The 22911-nt window shown below is 36.0% G+C and carries 17 protein-coding genes, 1 tRNA gene and 2 pseudogenes; 5 read left to right on the plus strand and 15 right to left on the minus strand.

The features are described 5' to 3' along the window. Positions 1-51 precede the first annotated feature (51 nt). Positions 52-768, plus strand: a pseudogene (locus TY11_RS17605) (MMPL family transporter); the annotation flags it as partial. Positions 769-797: 29 nt separating this feature from the next. Here TY11_RS17605 and TY11_RS17610 read toward each other — a convergent pair. Continuing rightward, positions 798-1817 carry a DUF3231 family protein gene (locus tag TY11_RS17610; RefSeq protein WP_369797429.1) on the minus strand — a complete coding sequence of 340 codons (1020 nt, stop codon included), beginning with the start codon at positions 1815-1817 and terminating at the stop codon, positions 798-800. Positions 1818-1935: 118 nt separating this feature from the next. Next, a complete protein-coding gene (gene murG / locus TY11_RS17615; RefSeq protein ID WP_042149310.1) occupies positions 1936-3006 on the minus strand; it encodes an undecaprenyldiphospho-muramoylpentapeptide beta-N-acetylglucosaminyltransferase in 1071 nt (356 codons plus the stop codon). Positions 3007-3123: 117 nt separating this feature from the next. On the opposite strand from murG, the gene TY11_RS17620 reads away from it, so the two are divergent. Continuing rightward, the gene (locus TY11_RS17620; RefSeq protein ID WP_042149313.1) at positions 3124-4497 is read left to right on the plus strand and encodes an MATE family efflux transporter; all 1374 of its coding nucleotides are present in this window, start codon (positions 3124-3126) and stop codon (positions 4495-4497) included. A 59-nt stretch (positions 4498-4556) separates the two neighbouring features. Here the strand turns inward: TY11_RS17620 and TY11_RS17625 are convergent, their stop codons facing one another. The 8 genes from TY11_RS17625 to TY11_RS17665 all read right to left on the minus strand — a co-directional run bounded on the left by TY11_RS17625 (position 4557) and on the right by TY11_RS17665 (position 14134). After that, positions 4557-5744 (minus strand): NupC/NupG family nucleoside CNT transporter, encoded by a 1188-nt coding sequence (locus TY11_RS17625; protein WP_042149316.1) that lies wholly within the window; start codon positions 5742-5744, stop codon positions 4557-4559. A 271-nt stretch (positions 5745-6015) separates the two neighbouring features. Continuing rightward, entirely contained in the window at positions 6016-7263 is a 1248-nt protein-coding gene (gene odhB / locus TY11_RS17630) for a 2-oxoglutarate dehydrogenase complex dihydrolipoyllysine-residue succinyltransferase (protein WP_042149319.1), read from the minus strand. Next, positions 7260-10115, minus strand: a complete 2856-nt coding sequence (locus tag TY11_RS17635; protein WP_042149322.1) for a 2-oxoglutarate dehydrogenase E1 component — start codon at positions 10113-10115, stop codon at positions 7260-7262. Before TY11_RS17635 ends, odhB begins: the two co-directional genes overlap by 4 nt. Positions 10116-10818: 703 nt before the next feature. Further along, on the minus strand, positions 10819-11292 hold the full coding sequence (locus TY11_RS17645; RefSeq protein ID WP_042149326.1) for a tRNA (cytidine(34)-2'-O)-methyltransferase: 474 nt from the start codon (positions 11290-11292) through the stop codon (positions 10819-10821). 57 nt (positions 11293-11349) lie between these two features. Beyond that, positions 11350-12192, minus strand: coding sequence for an amidase domain-containing protein (locus TY11_RS17650; protein WP_042149331.1), 843 nt, complete (start codon positions 12190-12192; stop codon positions 11350-11352). A gap of 40 nt (positions 12193-12232) precedes the next feature. After that, the gene (locus TY11_RS17655; protein WP_042149334.1) at positions 12233-12745 is read right to left on the minus strand and encodes a methylated-DNA--[protein]-cysteine S-methyltransferase; all 513 of its coding nucleotides are present in this window, start codon (positions 12743-12745) and stop codon (positions 12233-12235) included. 11 nt (positions 12746-12756) lie between these two features. Further along, positions 12757-13908, minus strand: a complete 1152-nt coding sequence (queG, locus tag TY11_RS17660; protein WP_042149338.1) for a tRNA epoxyqueuosine(34) reductase QueG — start codon at positions 13906-13908, stop codon at positions 12757-12759. A 152-nt stretch (positions 13909-14060) separates the two neighbouring features. After that, positions 14061-14134 (minus strand) — tRNA-Gly (locus tag TY11_RS17665). A 274-nt stretch (positions 14135-14408) separates the two neighbouring features. On the opposite strand from TY11_RS17665, the gene dat reads away from it, so the two are divergent. From dat to TY11_RS17680, 3 genes are all read left to right on the plus strand, one after another. Next, positions 14409-15281 carry a D-amino-acid transaminase gene (dat, locus tag TY11_RS17670; RefSeq protein ID WP_042149341.1) on the plus strand — a complete coding sequence of 291 codons (873 nt, stop codon included), beginning with the start codon at positions 14409-14411 and terminating at the stop codon, positions 15279-15281. 93 nt (positions 15282-15374) lie between these two features. Beyond that, positions 15375-15893, plus strand: a complete 519-nt coding sequence (locus TY11_RS17675) for a P-loop NTPase family protein (protein ID WP_042149344.1) — start codon at positions 15375-15377, stop codon at positions 15891-15893. 85 nt (positions 15894-15978) lie between these two features. Then, complete coding sequence (locus tag TY11_RS17680; protein ID WP_042149347.1) at positions 15979-17976, plus strand: S9 family peptidase; 1998 nt, start codon at positions 15979-15981, stop codon at positions 17974-17976. A gap of 76 nt (positions 17977-18052) precedes the next feature. Here the strand turns inward: TY11_RS17680 and TY11_RS17685 are convergent, their stop codons facing one another. The 5 genes and pseudogenes from TY11_RS17685 to TY11_RS17700 form a co-directional block, all read right to left on the minus strand. Continuing rightward, the gene (locus tag TY11_RS17685; RefSeq protein ID WP_042149349.1) at positions 18053-18526 is read right to left on the minus strand and encodes a hypothetical protein; all 474 of its coding nucleotides are present in this window, start codon (positions 18524-18526) and stop codon (positions 18053-18055) included. A 102-nt stretch (positions 18527-18628) separates the two neighbouring features. Then, positions 18629-19158: pseudogene (locus TY11_RS21190) on the minus strand (tubby C-terminal domain-like protein). Positions 19159-19366: 208 nt separating this feature from the next. Continuing rightward, positions 19367-20323, minus strand: a complete 957-nt coding sequence (locus TY11_RS17690; RefSeq protein WP_042149352.1) for an alpha/beta hydrolase — start codon at positions 20321-20323, stop codon at positions 19367-19369. Between the two features lie 219 nt (positions 20324-20542). Then, on the minus strand, positions 20543-21652 hold the full coding sequence (locus tag TY11_RS17695) for an ABC transporter permease (RefSeq protein ID WP_042149355.1): 1110 nt from the start codon (positions 21650-21652) through the stop codon (positions 20543-20545). Then, on the minus strand, positions 21649-22905 hold the full coding sequence (locus TY11_RS17700; RefSeq protein WP_042150386.1) for an ABC transporter permease: 1257 nt from the start codon (positions 22903-22905) through the stop codon (positions 21649-21651). The genes TY11_RS17695 and TY11_RS17700 overlap by 4 nt, the downstream gene beginning before the upstream one ends. Positions 22906-22911: the final 6 nt, after the last annotated feature.

A 22911-nucleotide genomic window follows, 5' to 3' on the forward strand; every position in this document is an offset into this window, starting at 1 on the left:
TTCCTTAAAATAATCCTATTATCATGATTCCAGAAGAAGCTTTAGAATATGTACCTTTCAGACAATAATACCATAGCCAAATCCGGGGTTATCCTTGAATATAACCCGTATTCAACAGAAGCATTAAAAATGGTTGATTACATTCAGGAAAAAGTAGATGAGGTAAAACAAGATACTATTTTTGAAAATAGTGAGGCAATTTTGGGTGGAATAAGTAGTACAAATAACGATCTGCAAAATGTTTCGGATGAGGATTATTCACGAACAGTCTTATATATGATTGCAGGTATATTCATTATCTTGGTCATTTTACTTCGTTCGATTATTATGCCAATTTATTTAATTGGTTCATTGGTATTAACATACTTTACTTCAATGGCGTTTAGTGAAATCATTTTCGTAAATATTATGGGCAATGATGGATTAACATGGGCCGTACCATTCTTTGCCTTTGTTATGCTAACGGCACTAGGTATTGACTATAGTATTTTTCTAATGGACCGCTTTAATGAATATCGCGATGAAAATATAAAGGAAGCAATGATTACTGCGATGAAGAAAATGGGAACGGTAATAATCTCAGCAGCAGTTATTCTAGGTGGTACCTTTGGAGCTATGCTCCCATCTGGGGTATTATCGATATTACAAATTGCCACAGTCGTATTAGTCGGGTTATTTCTATATGCATTCATCATGTTACCTTTATTCATTCCGGTTATGGTTAAACTGTTTGGAAAAGCTAACTGGTGGCCTTTCCACAAAAACTAACAAAAGAAGAAGAAAACTGGAACCTTGTTTCAGCTTTCTTCTTTTTCTCTAGCTAATTTATTCCGATTATTAGTCCCAGGTGGTTGCTCAAGCCAATTATTTTGAATCATTATATCTGCTCCACTTTTCGAGTATTTAGCTACTTCTAAGGATAACCGTTCATAGTTAATCATTAAATCACTACGTTGACTAGCAGCTGCAGCAGTTGCATAATTTCCTATTCCTGCCTGCATTAATAAGGAGATATGGAACATCATCATTTTATCGGAAAACGTCCATGTGGTAGAATCACTTACCGAAATATCTGGAAGCCTTGGAGCTTCAATATCTTCCGTCATTAATGTATCAACAAAAATTTTAATATGTTTTTTTGCAATTTCCTTTCCCTTCAACATATACTCCTGTACTTCTTTATTTGGAGAAGTTTGCGCATAAGATAAACAAAGTTTCATTCCTAATGAATTGGTCATAATATTCATATACAAATAAGAAATTTCCATTGCATTTAATGGCCGCTTTTCATGAAAAGGGTTTAGACCACTTAAATATTTTTTACTATCAATATAATCCGTTTCTTTCGGTACTATTATATAAGGATGTCTTGCATTAATTCCTTTTACTAGCTGTATTTCCAATGTCCGATTGTATAGTTCGGTTGTCACTTTTAAGGCTTGTGTATAATAATCACGTATATCCTGTCTCGTACACATCGTAAGAAAACCACTATATGCAACCATACCAACTCTAGCCATATGATTTACATAAGTTAAACAAAAAGTATCCGTATATAACCAAGGGGCTTCCAAGTTAACATCTTCTTCCCCAAAACCATTTGGAACGGCAAATTCTTCTTTTTCAAAAATACTTGTTAAATCTTTTAGATGGCCCGTAGAAATTTGATGTGCATGTTGAATAATTGGGAGTATGTCATTATCTTTTATATCTTTCAACATATAATTCAGAATTAGTTTAGACATACTATCATTCATATAATTTGTCCAAAGCGATGCAATCTCTCCAGATGTTAAATTAATATTAGTTTTCATGATTTTCCTCCTGAATATCGTATCATGACTTGTTTTATTATTTCCTATCTATGACATATTTATCAGGAGTTAACTAAAAATGTTCTCGCTTCTATTAAGAAACAAGAACATTTCTCATCCGTTATTTTGTTGATTCTTTTATAATCTGAACCACTCGATCACGTGATTTTTCACTTTGATACATTCTCATTTTGTCTATTATTACTGGTGCTTGCTGTACTAGTTTATCAAGTTCTTTCACAAGCTTTTCCTTCGTTAATTCCTCTTCTTCTAAAACCCTAGCATAGTTTTTTTCGCGGAACGATTTGGCATTGATAATTTGATCTCCTCTACTTGCCTCTATGGAGAGCGGAATCAGTAACATAGGGATATGTAATGCCAGAAATTCAAAGATAGCATTGGAACCTGCACGGGATAAAACAAAATCGGTTGCCGCAAAAATATCCTTTAATTCGTCATTTACATACTCAAATTGAATATAGCCCTCTCTTTGAATAGTATTGTCTATTTTTCCGCTACCACAAATATGGATTACTTGAAATTGATTTAGTATTTCATCAAGACTACCACGGACTGTTTCATTGATTTTTTGCGAACCACCACTTCCACCCATAATTAGAAGTACAGGCTTACGATTTTGGAATCCACATAGGGCAAGACCTTTTCCCTTATCACCCTGGAACAACTCCTCCCGAATAACTGCTCCAACATACTCGGCTTTATTATCCGGTAAATACTCCATTGTCTCAGGAAAAGTAGCTAAAACCTTATTTGAAAATGGAATAGCTAACTTATTAGCTAAACCTGGAGTATAATCCGATTCATGAATAACCGCAGAAACACCACGCATCTTAGAAGCAAGAACAACAGGAACAGAAACAAAGCCACCTTTTGAGAAAATTACAGAAGGTTTCCTCTTCCCAATAATCCTCCACGCTTGTAGTGTTCCTTTTATTACCTTAAACGGATCTTTTAAGTTTTCTATAGACATATAACGTCGTAATTTCCCAGTAGAAATTGGATAATAGGTTACATGATCTAACTGTTCTATCAAGTCACGCTCAATTCCATTTTTCGAGCCAATATAATCAATTTCCCATCCCTCACGTTGGAACACAGGAATTAATGCCAGATTGACAATAACATGGCCTGCAGATCCACCGCCAGTGAATAGTATTCGTTTATTTCTCATTACTTTTGTCGTCCCCTCTTTCCAATTACACAACATCAACGTATAATAGCTTTTATATGTGTAATTCTGTTACCTCTCTATCCTATTAAAAATCGTCAGAAAAAGGAAGCATAATATATGTATCAAACAACTTCGATTAAACAAAAAATTAGATTATTTTTCATGATATTCTTTCCCATTCTTGTAACACAGGTTAGCTTAAACCTGATGACCTTCTTCGATACGGTAATGTCCGGTCAAGCAGGTGCACAGGACTTAGCAGGTGTTGCAATTGGGTCAAGTCTATGGGTGCCTGTTTTTACTGGAATTAATGGTATTCTACTAGCCATTACACCGATTATTGCGCATTTGTTAGGTGCCAAGGAAAATAAATCCATTGCTAAAAAAGTACAACAAGCCATCTATTTATCGATTGGATTGGCAGTTGTTATTCTTTTGATGGGCTTATTCGCATTAAATCCAATCCTAAATACAATGGATTTGGAAGTAGAAGTACGACATATTGCCAAATACTATCTTATTACATTAGGTGCAGGTATTATTCCTTTATTTATTTTTAATACCCTACGTTGTTTTATGGATGCTATAGGCCAAACAAGAATCTCAATGATCATCATTTTAATCGCTTTGCCGATAAATATCTTATTTAATTATATATTTATTTTTGGCAAATTTGGGTTCCCTGCGTTAGGAGGAATTGGAGCTGGGGTTGCAACAGCACTTACCTATTGGATGATTTGTATTTTTGCGGTAGCGATTTTAATTCGTATGAAACCATTTCGTGGCTATCAAGTGTTTTCTACTTGGGTTAAACCTAAGCTAACGGATTGGTTGGAACAATTAAAGATAGGAATTCCAATTGGTTTTGCCATTTTCTTTGAGACCAGTATTTTTTCAGCTGTAACGCTATTAATGAGTGAATATAGTACAAATACTATTGCAGCTCACCAAGCAGCAATGAACTTCTCATCATTATTATATATGATCCCATTGAGTGTCGGTATGGCTTTAACCATTACGGTTGGGTTTGAAGTTGGAGCGAAACGAATGGTTGACGCAAAAATTTATGGCTACATTGGTATTGCTGGTGGAATATTTATTGCCCTATTTAACGGTGTCATTCTCTATGTATTCAATGATTTCGTTGCAAGCCTGTATAATGCAGATCCAGATGTAATGGCGTTAACCGTTCAATTTATTGGCTATGCAATTGTTTATCAGTTGGCAGACGCTTTTGGTGCACCGATTCAAGGAGCACTTCGCGGATATAAGGATGTGAATATGACCTTAATAATTGCACTAATCTCCTATTGGGTCATCGGACTACCTACCGGATGGATCCTTGCAAATTACACGAACCTAGGTCCATTTGGTTATTGGGTTGGAATAATTACTGGGCTAAGCTTCGGTGCAATACTCTTATTAGTAAGACTCTTGCATATCCAGAAAAAACATCGTATATCAATACAACAAAACTCATCCGCAATGTAAAATTGCAGATGAGTTTTTTATGAGGGACAGTCCCTCACCACACTAAAGCGCTAAAGCTTTTAAATAAATAATCCAGCAATTGTTGCCGAGAGGATAGAGGCAAGTGTCGCACCAAGTAATAGTTTTAAACCAAACCTCGAAACTTCTCCACCTTTCTCGTGGTCAATTCCTTGTACGGTACCTGCTATAATACCAATGGAAGAAAAATTCGCAAAGGATGTCAAAAATACAGTTACAATTCCGGTTGTTTTCTCGGAAACTTTTCCTAACATATCTTGAAATTCTAACATAGCCACAAATTCATTTGTAACGATTTTAGTTCCCATTATTCCTCCAGCACCAATGACTTCACTTGTTGGAATTCCCATTAGAATACCGATAGGGGATAAAATATATCCAAGAATTTGTTGTAGCGTTACACCAGCAAATAAGGCCTGAATAATCCAATTAATTAGCTCCAAGGATGCAATAAAAGCTACTAACATGGTTGCAACTATTAAAGCAATTTTGCCACCTTCTAAGGCACCATTTCCCATTGCTTCAAAAATACTTTTGTCATCCGAAACGTCTGTAATATCAACTTTGTCTTCTTCTTTTGGAACCCGTACAGGCGCAAGAACAGAACCAATTATCAAAGCACTAAACATATTCAATGGCAGTGCAACTAACACATACTTTGGAGGAAGCATTTGCATGTAAGCCCCCACGATTGAAGCTGATACGGACCCCATCGCTGAAGCACTAACGATATATAATCGATTTGCTGTTAAATGGTGGAACTGAGAGCGAATGGCAATTAAGGCTTCCGATTGACCAAAGAAAATACTATTAACTGCATTAAATGATTCCACTCTTGGTAGCCCAGTGATCTTAGATATTAGTCCACCAATATACTTAATAATAAACGGTAATATTTTTAAATAAGTTAGAACAGATAGTATTGTAGCAAAGAAGATAATTAAGAGAAGTACATCAAAGAAGAATATTCCACCTTCTCCCTCCAAAACACCACCAAGTATAAAGTCAACACCAGCTGTTCCAAACTCAATTAGTTTATTGAATACGGAAGAAATCCCATTAATAATAGTTTGACCAATTGTTGTGGCAAACATAAACCATGTTATCAGGAGCTGGGCAAGAATCATAATTCCAATCCCTGTAAAATTAATGATTTTTCGATTATTTGAAAGAATATATGCAAGTCCTAAAACAATTAAGATAGCAAGTATACCAAAAAGAATATCCATTGAAGAGCCTCCTATATGTTTCGTAATACCTTTTTAGTAGTTCCCAAAACAAAGGAGAATATTGCTGGTTACATGAGAATGATAGGAAAAAAATATATCATATACTTTTATAACTAATTCCACGCAAAAATGTCTATGTAGGAGGAAGTCATACACTTTTCGAATAAAATTCAAGCTGAAAAGTTCATGAGAATCAATAAGTAGAAACTATCTAAAAATACATAAAAACCCCGCTACAACTATGTCATAGCGGGGAATATAAAAGTAATTATCAACCTTCTAATAATAAATCATATGGATCTTCAAGCAGTTGTTTAACACGTACTAGGAATTGAACCGCCTCTTTACCATCAACAATTCTGTGGTCATAAGAAAGCGCTAGATACATCATTGGACGCACTTCAATAGAATCATCTGGCATAGCAATAGGACGTTTAATGATATTATGCATTCCTAGAATACCAACTTGAGGTGCATTCAAGATTGGTGTAGAAAGCATTGAGCCAAATGTTCCACCATTTGTAATCGTGAAAGTACCACCTGATAGATCGTTCAAGCCTAATTCCTTATTACGGGCTTTTTTACCCAAGTTAGCGATTTCGCGTTCTACTCCAGCAAAGTCTAATCGGTCAGCATCTCGTACAACTGGAACTACTAAGCCATCATCTGTGGATACTGCAATACCAATATCATAGAACTTCTTAACAAGTAAATCAGTACCTTGGATTTCAGCATTTAGTAGTGGGAAGTCTTTTAAAGCACCTACTACTGCTTTTGTAAAGAATGACATGAAACCAAGTTTAACTCCATGCTTATCTAAGAATTTATCTTTGCGCTCGCTACGAAGCTTCATCACATTTGTTAAATCCACTTCGTTGAATGTTGTAAGCATTGCTGCAGTTTGTTGTGCTTCAACTAAGCGTTTTGCAATTGTTTGACGACGACGTGACATATTCACAACGTCAACTGGCTTATTAAATTCAGTTGCTGCAGGTACTTTAGGTGCTTCTTTCTTAGCAGGAGCAGCTTGTTGTTTTGGTGCACTTGCAGCAACCTCAACATCTTCAGGGCGAACACGACCTAGTGGATCACGAGTTGCTACAGTACTTAAGTCAATATTTAGTTCACGAGCACGCTTTCTAGCGGCAGGTGAAGCAATTACATCCCGGTTAGATGTTTCTTCTAGCTTAGCAGCTGGTGCTGGTGCAGCTTTTGTTTCTTCTTTTGGAGCTTCTTCTTTGGCAGCTGGTGTTTCTTCTTTTGCAGGTTCAGGAGTAGCTCCACCTTCTTCACTTGCCAATGCGATAACGTCACCAACGACAACATCTTCGCCTTCTTCTTTCACGATTTCTGTAATGACTCCAGAAACTTCCGAGTTAACTTCAACATTAACTTTATCTGTTTCTAGCTCTACTACTGGGTCACCTTTTTCAACTTTGTCCCCTACTTTAACTAACCATTCTGCAATAGTTCCTTCTGTAATAGACTCGGCTAGTTCTGGCACTTTAATTTCACTCATTTGGATTCTCCTCCTAATGTCGGGTTTATTGCTTGTTGTATAATTGTCTCTTGTTCTGCTTTATGGACATTTGGATCCCCAACAGCTGGTGCAGAGCGGTCTGGACGTCCAATATAGCGTAAAGTTTGACCCGGTTTTAATAAATCACGTAAATAATCATCTACAAAATCCCATGCTCCCTGATTCTTAGGCTCTTCTTGTACCCAAACAATTTCTTCAAGATTTGAAAGTTCTTTTAGAACACGCTCCAATTCTTTTGTTGGAAATGGATAGATTTGCTCTAGACGAACAGCACGTAGCCAATCCAATTTCTCGTCAGTACCATCAAGTGCTTCTTCAATATCAATCATGACTTTACCTGTTCCAATTAGTAAGCGTTTAGCATTCTTTTTGCTCACTTTTAGGTTTGGCTGGTTACGTAGCAGTTGAAATTTTCCTTCTGTAAATTCTTTTGCTTCAGAAGCAATACGTTGATTTCGTAGCAAGCTACTCTTAGGTGTCATTAACACTAATGGGCGAGCTTCTTCTTTACCACGTAAGGCTGCTTGACGACGAATCAAATGGAACAATTGCGCAGATGAGGTTACATATGCAACAATCCAGTTATTCTCAGCAGCCATTTGTAAGAACCTTTCTAATCTCGCACTTGAGTGCTCTGGTCCTGCTCCTTCATGACCATGAGGGAGTAATAGGACCATGTTGGATTTATCTCCCCATTTTGCACGAGCAGAAGAGATGAATTGATCAAAAACTGTCTGTGCTACGTTAGCAAAGTCTCCAAACTGTGCTTCCCAAAGAACTAGTGTATTAGGGGATTGAACACTATATCCATATTCGAATCCTAATACAGCCACTTCAGAAAGTGGGCTATTTCGTATATCAAACGATGCATTAGCACCTAACCCGTGGAAGATACTATACTTTTCATTTGTGACAGCATCATTTAAAACTGCATGACGGTGAGCAAATGTACCACGCTCAGAGTCCTGACCAGTCAATCGGATTGGAATACCGTCTTTTAAAATGGAAGCATATGCTAGTGCTTCCCCTGCACCCCAGTCAACAAGGTTACCATCTTTTAATGCTTCTTTACGACGTTTGAAAATTCTTGCTAGCTTTTTATTTTCTGTAAAGCCTTCTGGACGGTTAAATAGTCCATTATTAATTTCTTCTAGTTCTTCAAGCGATACAGCAGTTTCATACTTTTCTAAGTCCGTATTTAAAGCATCAGGCATATCTTTACATTCGACTTTAACAATTTCTGTTTCGTCCATGCCTTCAATAATAGCCTTAAGGTTTTCTTCAATCTTTGCTACCATTTGGTCAAATTCTTCTTTAGAAACAATACCTTTTTCTGCTAATTCATTAGCAAACACATTAGCAGCTGTAGGATGTTTATCAATCAAACCATAAAGCTTAGGTTGTGTAACCCTTGGCTCATCCATTTCATTGTGACCATAGCGACGATATCCAACTAAGTCTATTAAAATATCCTTATTAAATTTCTGACGATAATCATAAGCAAGTTTAATCGCTGATACACATGCGACTGGATCATCAGCGTTCACATGCATGACCGGAATCTCAAACCCTTTTGCTAAGTCACTAGCATAACGAGTAGAACGACCATCTTCCTGGTTTGTTGTATACCCCAGTAAGTTGTTCGCGATGATATGAAGTGTACCACCAGTACGATATCCAGGTAGATTTGCGAGATTTAGTGTTTCAGCAACAACACCTTCCCCGATAAAAGCAGCATCCCCATGAATTAGTACTGGAATAGCCTTTGAATCATCTTGTTTTGGATAACCACTTTCTGTACGATCATCCTGTGCTGCTCTTGCAAACCCTTCCACTACTGGATTAACGAATTCTAAGTGAGATGGATTATGAGCTAGTGTAATTTTAATCTTCGTTTCGTTACCATCTTTAACATCTTTCACAGCACCAAAGTGATATTTAACGTCCCCGGTCCAACCGTAGGTAATCCCTCTAGATCCTTCAGAAGGCATTAATTCCTTATTAGGTGAATGGTGGAATTCGGAGAAAATTTTATCCATTGGTTTCCCTAATACATGAGCTAACACACTTAATCTTCCTCGGTGTGCCATACCCATCATAATATTTTCAACGTTATCTTCTATTGCGTACTTAACAATATGGTCAAGCATAGGAACCATGGCTTCAAGTCCCTCAATAGAGAAACGCTTTTGTCCAACAAATGTTTTTTGAAGAAATGATTCAAACCCTTCCACATTTGCTAAGCGGTCTAGTAATTGTTTTTTCTCATCATTAGACAGATCCAAACGAGCTTTTCCAGACTCAATATAATTAGATAACCAGTCTCGCTCCTCATCACTATCTACATGGTCATATTCAAATGTAATCGTGCCAGTATAGTATTTTCGTAGTTCTTGCACAACATCAAGTGCATTATCAACACCAGCTGGTGCCTTTTCCCATACCCAAGATGCAGGAATTTCTTTTAAATCTGCTTCTGATAACCCATAATTACTAGGATTTAGTAATTCAGACTTTCTTTCTTCATAAATACTCACAGGATAAATATCTGCTTCTAAATGACCGAAACGACGAATAGCCTCAACCAATTTAACTGTTGAGGTGATTTTCTTGACATCATTAATAGAAGTACTTCCAGAACTTTCTCGTACCGAATTGGTTGTAGTACTCAGCCAACTAGGAGCTCCATGTTGATCAAACAATTCTTTAATAGATGGATCAACTGCTTGAGGGTCCTCTTTATACAGTTCATATTGTTCTTCTAGATATCCTATATTAGGACCATGAAACTCTCCCCAGAATCTTTGTGAAGATTCATCATTTTGTGCCACGTCTTATACCCCCATTAGAAGTTAACTTTCTCCGTTTGAAAACGGTTATTATTCGCAATTCTTATTATAGAACTGACATCAAACTTCATCAACTAATATACCTTATTTTCCTTAGGAGAACAATATATCTTATGTACGTTTCCGTAGAAATGTATCGAAATAAAAAGATAGTGAATTTTCTAATTTATCTGTTCACGTTTTTGTAACCATTCATAGTTCACTTTCTGTAATTTTTTCGCTATAATGGGGACAGATATAATAAGCTTTCTTTTTACATATGGAATTAATTAAAGGAGGATTACATAATGAAATTAGCACTTCTTATGGGTGTTATCGTTACATTCCTAGTATCAATCTTTGCTGCTGGATACGAGGCAAAACCAGGAGTACCAAAAAAAAATCAATAATGTTAGTAAAACTAGCTCTTTTTGGAGGGCTAGTTTTTTTGTTTAGTTTGGGGTTAGCCGCAATAACCAATTATATAAACCCGATGATTGGGAGTATGGGCAATAACCGTGTTTAAACTGTCCAGGAATCCGGAGCTTGGACCCGATACCAGGAACCTTATGACCAGGTAGCTGGAACTTGCACCCAAACCAAGCATTCATCTGCCCGGAATTCCCGAGCTTAGCCCCTAATCCGAAAATCATACTCCCAACACTCCATACAAAAAACGCTACTCACAAAGTGAATAGCGCAAAGTTTACTTTAAATATGGAAACCTCTGCTGCCTTAATACCTCATAAACAATAATTGCAGCAGTATTCGATAAATTCAAGGAACGAACTTTATCATTCATATGAATTCTGAGGCATTGGTCCTCTTTTCCTACTAATAGTTCCTTTGGAATTCCAGTAGATTCTTTTCCGAAAACAAAGAATAATTCTTCTTCAGAATTACTAAAATCAAAATCGGTATAGTGCTTCGTCCCGAAGTTTTCAATATAGTAAAACTTACCTTCTGGATATTTATCATATAAGTTAAATATTGTATGATGTTCCTCGATATCAACATCTTTCCAATAATCTAATCCTGCTCGCCGAACCGCTTTATCCTCGGTAGAGAATCCAAGTGGATGGATTAGATGTAGTTTTGTATCGGTGGCTAGGCAAGTTCTTCCGATATTCCCTGTATTGGCTGGGATTTCTGGTTCAAATAATACAACATGTACACTCACAATTCATTTCTCCTTGCTCTTTTCCTTTGCATAATCAACTTTATCATTATATCACTTTTACCCAATACGGAAAAACTTATATTGAATGTTTGGTGTGTAAGCTGTAGAATCCTCATAGGACCAGTAACGCTGACGGCTATTGGATGTGTGGGCATTAACAAGCGGCATTCCATCGGCACCTTTCGCGACAACAATCGTATTATGATTCCACCTACCATCCCCCTCGAAATCATAACAAATAATATCACCAGGTTGTAGTTCTGCCGGAGAATCCACTTCAGTTCCTGTTAACCCCTGTGCAGACCCTGATAAATACCATCGTAATGAGTGGGCAACTGCCCAACTATAACTCCTACTGCTTCCTGAGTACCACCAACCCTGATTTCGATTTGGTGCACCTCGCATTGGTGCCCCTCCTGCTCGCAAGCATTGTGAAACATAATTTGTACAGTCCACATCAAACTTCTGATACTGGGGATTATAACTGTTCCACCATCTTTCAGCGTACTGAACAGCTGCAAGTCTATCATAGACAAACCGTTCTTGGTTATCGACTTTTTCCGTATCAGGAATTAATTTTTCTGTCGGTTCTTCCTGTCCATTGATTTCAGTATGCCTATGATCAATAATCTCTCCATCTTTTAATCTGAATTCATAAGGAATGGTTCTCTCTTCTCTAAAAAAATGCTTACCCTGTTTCATCAGCATGGAAAGATGAAGGTGATAATAAACTTTTTCCTCTTGGTCATATTTCATTCGTTGGTAAATATGACCCTTCCCATTTACTTTCACGAGCTTTACATTTCGCTTTTCATTTAATGCCTGATGCCGTTCCCACCAATCTAATGTTGGAGAATCCGATCCAAAGAGTTCTTCCCAAAAATTTTCCAATGACTTCATAAAAATCCCCTCCATTAGAATATATGGAGGGAATGCTTGTCTAAAGCAATATTTCTTCGTGCTTTAATAAATATTCTTTTCTATCTAAACCACCATTATAACCAACTAATTTTCCACTTTCCCCCACCACTCTGTGACAGGGAACAACAATAGAAAATGGATTTTTATTTACAGCCCCACCAACTGCTCGAACGGCCTTTGGATTACCAATTGCTACTGCAATATCTTTGTAAGATTTCGATTTACCAAACGGAAGCTCGTTTAGTAGAACTTGCCAGACTTTCTTCTGGAAATCTGTGCCATAAAAAGAATATCCAAATTCAAACACTAATCTTTCTTTACGAAAATACTCTTGCAATTGTTTTTCAACTTGAGTGACTTTTTCAGGTACATGAATTGCTTGCCATTCCTTAAAATATCGCTTCGTCCATTTTATCAGTTTTTCTTGATTGTCAGCGTATGCTCCATAATCAATCCTAACTATTTTTTCACCATCACTAATTGCTAGTAAAATCCCTATAGGTGTTTCGATTTCTCCATAATAAAGGTACATCATCTCCTCCCCTATTTCTTTGTGAGTTGCACATCCCGAAAGGCTAAACCCTTTTCCATTTCGAAGAGTACATCCGTGTCTTCTTCTTTTTGCATTGCTTCTTGAATTGCAGTAAATGCTTCTTCTGTTCCAATTTTCCCAAGAGACCATGCTGCTGTACCACGTATAACTGGACGGGGATCCTGCAACATGACAGTAATTAAATCATCCACTGCTGTTTTATCTTTATAGTGACCAAGCCCAATTATAGCATTACGCTGAATTGGCTTCTTGCCTCGCCAAGAGCCAGCGATATGGCCAAATGTTTCTTTAAATTCACGGTTCGAGATTGTAAGCATTGGTTTCAACTTCGGCTTTGCAACATCATTTTCTGGTTCAAATTCTGGATGTAGATGAAAATCAACTTTCTTATTCTTCGGACAAACAAGTTGGCATGTATCACAACCATAAACTCGGTTCCCGAGCTTACTTCGAAATTCATCTGGTAGGAAATCCTTTGTTTGTGTTAAAAATGCAATACAACGCTGTGCATTCAGTTGTCCACCTTGAATAATAGCACCTGTTGGACATGCATCTATACATTTACGGCATTCTCCACATCCATCTTCTGCTGGGGTATCTGGCACAAATGGTATGTTGGTAATCAATTCACCAAGGTAAACAAAGGAACCATATTCTTCTGTAATCAGAATGGTGTTTTTTCCAACGAATCCAACACCAGCACGTTCCGCCACAGCTTTATCTGATAATTCACCGGTATCAACCATTATTTTCGTTACTGCATCCTTTACTTTCTCATGAATAAAGGTCTCTAATTTTCTTAACCGTTCCCGAAGTGCATCATGATAATCTACTCCCCATGAAGCACGACAGAAAAAACCTCTACGCTCTTCTTTTGTACTCTTTGGTGCATCTTTTCTCAAACGTGAAGGATAGGCAACTGCAATAGAGATAATGGATTGAGCTTCTGGTAATAATCGCCGTGGTTCTGTACGTTCTTCATTGGAACCTTTTTCAAAACCAGAATGATAGTTTAATTCTTGTTGACGTTTTAGACGTTCTTTCAATTCACTGAAAACATCTGCTGTTGTGAAACCTATTTTATCGATTCCAATTTCTTTGCTATAATCGATGATTTCTTGTTTCAATTGATTTGTATTCATGTACAGTGCCTCCCTTCTGATGTCATGTTTCGCTAACTCTAAGATACTACTTGGAAAATAATTTGTTAAGTAATCTGAGGATTTTTATTGAAGAAAAGGAAAAACGCAACACTTCGTAAGTTATTACGAAATACTGCGTTAGGACATATGTATGGAGCGGGTGATGGGAATCGAACCCACGACATCAGCTTGGAAGGCTGGAGTTTTACCATTAAACTACACCCGCATTGTGTATTGGGAAAGAAATATAATTAACAAGTTGTTTTTTTGAATGCAGAATTTATTATATCAAGAACTTTATAGATTGGCAAGTAAAATTTTCATATAAATTACTAATGGTAGCTGCTAGGTCTAAATCATTGGTAAAAATGAATATATTCCCCTACTCCATATCTGCCTCTAATAACGAAATATGTTCGCACGAATAGTATATACAAACAATCATTTACAACCACATAAGGAAGTAATAAAATAGTCATAACACTAAGGAGGGGAATGGGTTGTCAGTCTTTCCAGTTATATTATCTCAAGATAAGTTTATACATCGTGACAGTTTGAAATTTCCATTAGAGGAGCGCGCTCTTCAGTTTGGGGATGGTGTATATGAAGTAATTCGTATTTACAATGGAAACTACTATTTACTTGATGAGCATTTGGACCGTTTATATCGTTCTGCAGAAGCTATTAAAATTAAACTCTCTCAATCAAAAAAGGAATTGAAAGAGTTATTATTAGAATTATTGAATCGAAATAATATGGTCGAAGATGCAAAACTATATATGCAAGTATCTAGAGGGTCTGCACCTAGAGACCATGTTTATCCAGAAGGTGTTGAACCGAATATCTATGCCTATGTTCAATCTTTACCTCGTAATCTATCAACCTTAAAAAGCGGTGTACCTGTTATTACACACCGTGATATTCGTTGGGAAAATTGCTATATCAAGAGCCTTAATTTATTGCCAAATGTTATGGCAAAGCAGGAAGCAAAAGAAAATGGTTGTTATGAAGCAATCCTTCACCGTGATGGTCATGTAACGGAATGTTCCGCTTCTAATGTTTATTTAGTCAAGGATGGAAGAATTTATACACATCCAACAACGCGAAATATTTTACATGGTTGTGTCCGTATGGCAATTGAACGATTTGTACTAGAACTACAAATCCCATTAATAGAGGATGCCTTTTTAATCGAAGACATCGCTGAAGCAGATGAGTTATTTTTATCTAGTAGCACATCCGAAATTACACCAGTTGTATCCGTGGATGGTCGTCAAGTTGGGGATGGAAAACCAGGAACCATAACTAGAAAACTACAAGCTGCCTATGAAAAGGATGCAAACATTCAAGAAAATTTAATTGCTAACGTTTAATACATGGCTGTCTCAGGATATGGTGCCTCCTAACGAGACAGCCTAAAATTTCATAGTTAACGTTCAGAATATTTTGTTTCAAAGGAGGAATATATGAAAAAAATAACCATACTAGGAAATCCTGGATCTGGAAAGTCTACCCTTGCTAAACAATTTGGACAATTATTAGAAATACCGGCCTATCATATGGATGCCCTATATTGGGAACCAGGTTGGAAACCGGCAGAGGAATCGGTGTTTCTAAAAAGACATGATGAGCTTTTGATGCAAGATAGCTGGATTATCGATGGTAATTATAGTATATCATTACCAAAAAGATTGGAAGATGCTGATACTATTATCTTCTTAAACTATTCAACACTTCAATGTTTATATGGGATTACCAAAAGACGAATCATGTATCGAAAGAAAACGAGGTCAGACATTGGGAAGGATTGTCCAGAAAAACTAGATTGGGACTTTATCTTATGGACCAAAAATTATAATAGAAATAAAGCCCCTAAAATGCATGATAGACTAGCAACATTACGAAATAAGGACATACATATTTTTATAAACCGAAGACAGTTGAACAAGTTTTTACGGAGTCTAAAACAAAATCTTGAAAACTAGCATTTCCTAATTGCTTCGTAACTCGAAATAGTTTAGAATAAGAACAAGTTTTCAAAATACTACTTATATTTGGAGGTTTTTCTCAATGGCAAAACGTGCAATATCTACCGATGATTTCATGAATCTCGATGTTTTCAGCGACCCACAGTTTTCACCTGACGGAACGTCTTTCGCATATGTTTCCACCACTGTAAATGATAAGAAAGAATATGAATCTAATTTATTCTTACAAAACGTAGATGAAGAGAAATCAAAACAATGGACATTTGGCCATGATAAAAACAATAATCCTCGCTTTTCACCAGATGGGAAATCAGTAGTTTTCCAGTCAACCCGAAGCGGAGTTCCACAATTATGGTTACTTCCACTAGATGGTGGAGAAGCTAGACAGCTTACTACATTCAAAAATGGTGCGGTAAGTCCAGAATGGTCTAAAGATGGTAAGTTTATTATCTTCACTGCTTCATTAGAACAAGATGAAGTTGTTACAAATCAAAAAGAACTTTCCAAAGAAGAAATGAAAAAAGAAAAAGAAGAAAAAAGCAAAAAGCCACTACATGTTAAAAACTTACGCTATAAATCTGATGCACAAGGATTTTTAGATGATAAAAAATCACAAATTGTCCTATATGATGTAGAAAAAGAAACCTTCACGCAGCTAACAACTGGAAATCATCATCACGGATTCCAAGATATCTCTCCTGATGGATCGACTATCTTATTTGCAGCTAACCTAAGTGAAGAGGAAGAATATGAATTAAAAAGCGATGTATATTCATTAGATGTTGCAACAAAAGAAATAACCAAATTAACGGACGGTGAGGGTTCTTACTACACTGCTAAATTCTCTCCAAGTGGTAATAAGATTGCTTATTTAGGTCATAAGCAAGAGTTCTTAAATGCAACATTAACCAAACTATATATCTATGATGTCGATTCAAAAGAACACACTAATCTAAGTGAAGGCTGGGACTTCCAATTAGGAGATATGATTGCTGGAGATACTCGCTTAGGTTCTTCAGAAAATGGTCCTGTTTGGTCACAGGATGAGAATCGTATATTTTTCATTGGCTCTGACAAGGGAGCAACAAACCTTTACGAAGTAAGTCTTCAAGGTGATTTGAAAGAACTTTACAATGTGGATTGCCATGTATTTGGTTTCTCTTATAATACAACCCACGATGCATTTATAGTAGGCGTAAGTAGCCCAACAGTTCCTTGTAATTTCTATTTACTAGATAATTCACTAAAGGCAAAACAACTAACAGATGCCAATAGAGATTTTCTTGATGAAGTGGAAGTAGGTACACCTGAGTCGATTTCCTTTAAAGCCGAAGATGGTTGGGATGTACATGGATGGCTATTACGCCCGTTTGGCTTTGAAGAAGGAAAAAAATATCCAATGGTACTGGAGATTCATGGTGGACCACATGTCATGTATGGGCAAACATTCTTCCATGAAATGCAACTTTTAGCTGCTCAAGGATATGTAGTTCTATATACTAACCCACGTGGTGGTCATGGTTATGGACAAGAATTTGTAAATGCCTGCCGTGGAGATTATGGTGGCGGAGACTATCGTGACTTAATGTCTGCTGTAGACTATGCTGTTGAAACATACGACTTTATTGATAAAGATCGTCTTGGTGTAACTGGAGGAAGCTATGGTGGATTCATGACTAACTGGATTGTTGGTCATACAAACCGCTTCAAAGCAGCTGTTACACAACGTTCAATCAGTAACTGGTTAAGCTTCTATGGTGTAAGTGATATTGGTTACTTCTTTAACAAATGGCAACATGGCTATGATTTACTAGAAAATCCTGAATCACTATGGGATATTTCCCCATTGAAATATGCTGACAAAGTAGAAACACCTCTATTAATCTTGCATAGCGAGAACGATTATCGCTGTCCAATCGAACAAGGTGAGCAATTATTTGTCACACTAAAACATCTTAAGAAAGAAACTGAATTTGTTCGCTTCCCTGGCTCTAACCATGAGTTAAGCCGAAGTGGCAAGCCGGAATTACGTATGGAGCGATTGAATTATATTTGTGATTGGTTTGCGAAGTATTTGTAAGCAATATATTAGCGGGTGTCACAAAAATAATGGGACATCCGCTTTTTAATAGTTTTCAGTATAGACTTGAGAACCGTTATACTGTTTTAGTTTTGTAAATAACGTATCCATTATCATCTATGAAATTTACTTTTATAGGACCCTTCATTGCATTAATACTATTGCTATCATATGGGATTTTTAATTTCGAACGATAATTTATAGATTGAATAATTTCCTGTTCAAAGTCCCAGACAATTTTAACTTTATCGGTATTTCTCAGAAGTTCTTTATTATGAAATGTGATTTTCAAATAAGAATTTCCATTACCTTCTTGCTCCATTGATGCTACTACCATTCTCTTACTCTGAACATATATACCAAATAAGATTCCAAGTAACATACAGGTAAATAATACAATTAACAATTCCTTATGTGTGTAGTCCCAACTAATGAAAAAAAACGACAAAAGTGTTATTAATATTTTAATTACATAATAGTTAATCATCAAAGGAATGGATAATATAATTCCGAACAGTAAAATAAAGTTAACTCTTCCTATATGTCCCATTTTATCCTCTCCTTCAGGGATTATTATAACCTAAACTTTTGGTACGATTAAAATACAATATATGGACTCTCCAAAAGGTGTAAAATTTCAATTGACTTAGGACTAGTAAACCAATTTCATAATATAAAAGATACTGATTAATTCAATGATTGTAAGCTCATTTGTTTTATCAATAATCTTTACTGACGTTGGAATTAGCTTTTCTATCTTAATTTCCGCACATATCATATTAGTGTCTCTGCAGTAAACCTGGCAAGTACGGCTTACCAGATCTTTTTGAAATAGATAACTTTTTATATTTTTATGATAAAGCATTCGAGGATTTGTACTAACTTTAGTTTTGTCCTCTAAAAAATAAGCCTCTTGATCCCTACTATTTTGTAAAAAGACATCCCTCTTTAGTTTGAGTAAATTCGATTTAAAGCCTTGTTCAACTATTTTTAATTTGTACTCGTTAAATTCACCTGTAATATTTCTAGTTTCCAGAAAAGATAATGGTAAATAAGAAAGTAACTTATAAAAAAACTTTTGTAACTTCGCTTTATATATCCAATGTTCACATTACTAGAATCATTGATATTGATCGGCTTATCCGAGTTTTTATACATTGGTAAGGTAGAAAAAAACTCCATAATTCACAACCTAATCTATGTAGAAATTAACATATTACTATTTCTACGTATATCACATCCGAAATGTTTCATTTTAGCCATTAGAAAAATACCCAATAAGGTGGGCAATTGTCTCTTCATGCTGGATAAAAATAAAGTTAAGCAACTAAAAAAAGGGATACAAATCATTTTTTGATTTGTATCCCTTTGCCTTCCATAGATAGGTAAACTATTCTTCCAAATTCTCATCCAAAAACTCTTTCAACACCCTGATATACTTCTCATCATCCATCACAAACGATTCACCATGATTTGCTCCATCAAACGTAACAATTTCTGCTTTACTATTCGTGTTTTTATAAAGTTCTTGCGTCATTTCTGTCGGGACAAAAGTGTCTCCATTACCAGTAATATAAAGAATAGGAACATCTGCTTCTTTCACTTGTTCCAGAACTGATGCCTCTGTAAATGAATAACCAGCTTTAGCTTTTGTTACTAAGCTCGCAGAATGAATGAAAGGAAAAGATGGTAGATTAAACATTCTTTTTATCTGGTAGGAAAATAAATCATGAACACTTGTATACGGGCTATCTGCAATGACCAATTTCACGTTATTTGGAAGATCTTCTCCAGCTGTCATGAGAACAGTTGCAGCTCCCATGGATAGACCATGTAAAATAATTTCCGTATCTGGTCCAAGCTTTTCTATCATTAAGTTTATCCAGTCCACATAATCTAGTCGATCCGGCCAACCAAATCCTATGTAGTCACCTTCACTTCTTCCATGACCACGAGAATCAGCTGTAAAAAAATGATAGCCCAGTTCTTCATAATAGTACTGACCATAAAGCCCCATGTCACTGCCGCGTCCTAAATACCCGTGTGCTGCAATGACTAGCTTATTCGTGGGCTCTTTCGCCTCTAAGAAATAACCTTGAAGAAGTAATCCATCTCCTGAAGTCATTTCAATAGATTCAAATTCCTGATTTGCTACCCAATCACGCCAGCCTCCATCAAGCAAAACCTCCATAGTTTCTGCTGATACTTCCAGATCCTTATTCCCACTCAGGAAATCCTTTGGTCCGCGATTAATGGCAAGATCATAGAAATAAAAACTAGCAATAACATCTATAATCAACAGTGCTACAAAAAGTCCCGCTACAATTTTTAATATCTTTTTTTTCACCTTACTTCCCCCTAGATGTGGACTCTTGTTGTCTATAATACTATTATACTAAAAATTTTCACACTATTTCATTGGTATATATTTGTAAAGGCACCATCTATTGTGAGATGATGCCTTTTTCTATGGTTGACTAGATATCATGTATTTACTGGCAGTTGTGAGCATCCAATAATTTTACTTTTTCTGAATCAATTTCTATCTATTTTACATTCTGATTAATCAAATATGCCTTCGCTCCATTAAATGAATCCCTAATCCGATCATGGTTACTCCCATTAATACTAAAACACTAATTGGAAACAATAATTCTTCCAATGGATATGAATAAACTGCTACGCCGTTCAGCACTTCCATTCCATAGGTAAGTGGATTAAACTTTGCCAATATAAGCAATAATTTTGATTCAACTATTTCAATTGGCCAATAGGCTCCACCAATCATTGCCATACTAACGGCAATGATTGGTAATACAGCATTGAATTGTCGGACATTTTTGACAATTGCTGTAATTAACATAGTAAGTGCAACAATTGAGAATACATATGGAATTAAAAGTAGTAACGTTTCAAAGAACCTATCGTGAAAATCAACTCCTACCACGTACCGGAACATTAGAAATATAACGAGTACCTGTAAGTAACCAGTAATAAAGCTATACAATAAATTGGCTATATACATCTCAGATTTTTTTAAAGGTGACAATATCATACGGTCCCAAATGCCTTCCCTTTTTTCAATAAGAATCGGTAAGACATTATAAGCAATGGTGTAAATGACAAAGAATAATGAAAAGCCAAATATTCGATGTAAGGAATTATCATAGACAAAAGCTCCTTCCCCTCGAAAACTTGCTGATTCAATCTTAAAAATTGGTTTCTCCATCGCTTGATCCATCTCGGTTAATATATTACTTTCATCGCTAGCCCCTTGTTCAAAAGCTAATAGAATTTGTTCCCGTTCAATTTTTTCCTGGTATATTCCAGAAATGATTTGTTGTACTAAATCAGTATTAAAAGAATTTACACCAACGATAATACTATAATCATTTTCTTGTAAAACAACACCAATTTCTGCCTTTCCGGTCTCAATTTTTTCTCTTAAATCTCCTTCCGTCATCCAACTGAAGTGGAATCCTTCCTGCTCTTTAAGTTGTTGACCAATAAAAGAATCTTTTATATTTTCATTTACTGCATGGATAGGAACATAAGCTTTTTCTACGCTCGTTCCACCAAAAATAAAGGCAAAAAACATCGACATGAAAGTAAATATTAGAAAAGTCCATGGGTTTCGAATAAAGCTTTTTAATTTTGCTAGTAATATACCGATCATGCCGACACCCCTCTCTTCGGAAAACATAATGCTGCCACTACAACAGTCATTAAGGCAAAAATCAATAGATACATTACACTATCAACAATTCCAGCAATTCCATCTCCTCTTAATAAAGTTATATATGCAGTTAAACCCGCACCGTTTGGAGTCATATTTCCAAGACTTTGAATTAATGGTGAAAAATCCCCAATTGGATAGAAGCTCCCTCCAAGTACAGCTAGCAATGTAGCAATAATATTCATAAAGAAATTTGTGATTGTCTCTGAATTCAGTCGGTAATTTAATGCGGATAGTAAAACAGCAAGACCACCAATTGCAAAAGAAAATGATAGCGTTACAACTAGAAAATCAATGACATTTGGGAAACGAATCCCATAGACAAGCCATGAAAACGTGAAAATAATCAAGCTTTGGATAAATGCGAAAATTGTACCCGATGCCAAAACTCCTGAAAAATAAACCCATCTTGAAACATTTGCCATGATTATCCGATTAAACACATTTAATTCCTTTTCGTGATAAGCATAATAACCAATGGCACCTGCTAGGAACAATACATTCATTACCGTCATACCAATTGTGTAATATGCACTTGCGGATACTGGTTTCTTCTCATTAATTGAGATTACTTCACCTTTGATTTCTTGGAAGTTAATTGTGGATACATCAATCCCATTTTTACCTAAAAATGCTCCCTTTGTAAGTTGTTCTTGAAATTGTGTTAAAAAGCTTGAAACAATACTTGTTCTAACCTGTTGTTCTTCGTTGTAGGTTACAGTTAAAGTAGGTGCTTCTGTATTTCCAAGGACCATAAAGTCCAGAACATCATAGGAAAAACTCTCTGGAACCTCCACAATAGCTGAATAAGAATCGTCTTCTACTATTTTATTTTTTTCAGATGGTTCTATATATGTGATTTCCAGAAAATCACTAACCTCTTCACTCTCGAACACAGCTTTTATACTGTTTATTGGTGCCATATTTTCAATATTAGATTCAATTTCCTTAACTGCTTTACTTGGAAGCTTTTCATGTAAATCAGTAATAAATTGATCAATTTGTTCCTGTTCTCCCACATTTTCCATAAAAGCAACCTTCATCTTAATTGGACTACTTTCATTTTCAAAGTCACTACCTAAAGCCGCGCCTAATATTGCAATTAGTATGATAGGTAACGCTACAAGAAGTAATAACTGCTGAGGATTACGCCAAAATAACAGCCCCTGTTTTTTAATAATTTGCCAAATCAATTTTTT

Source organism: Paucisalibacillus algeriensis, assembly GCF_000577245.1.
Classification (GTDB): Bacteria; Bacillota; Bacilli; order Bacillales; family Amphibacillaceae; genus Ornithinibacillus.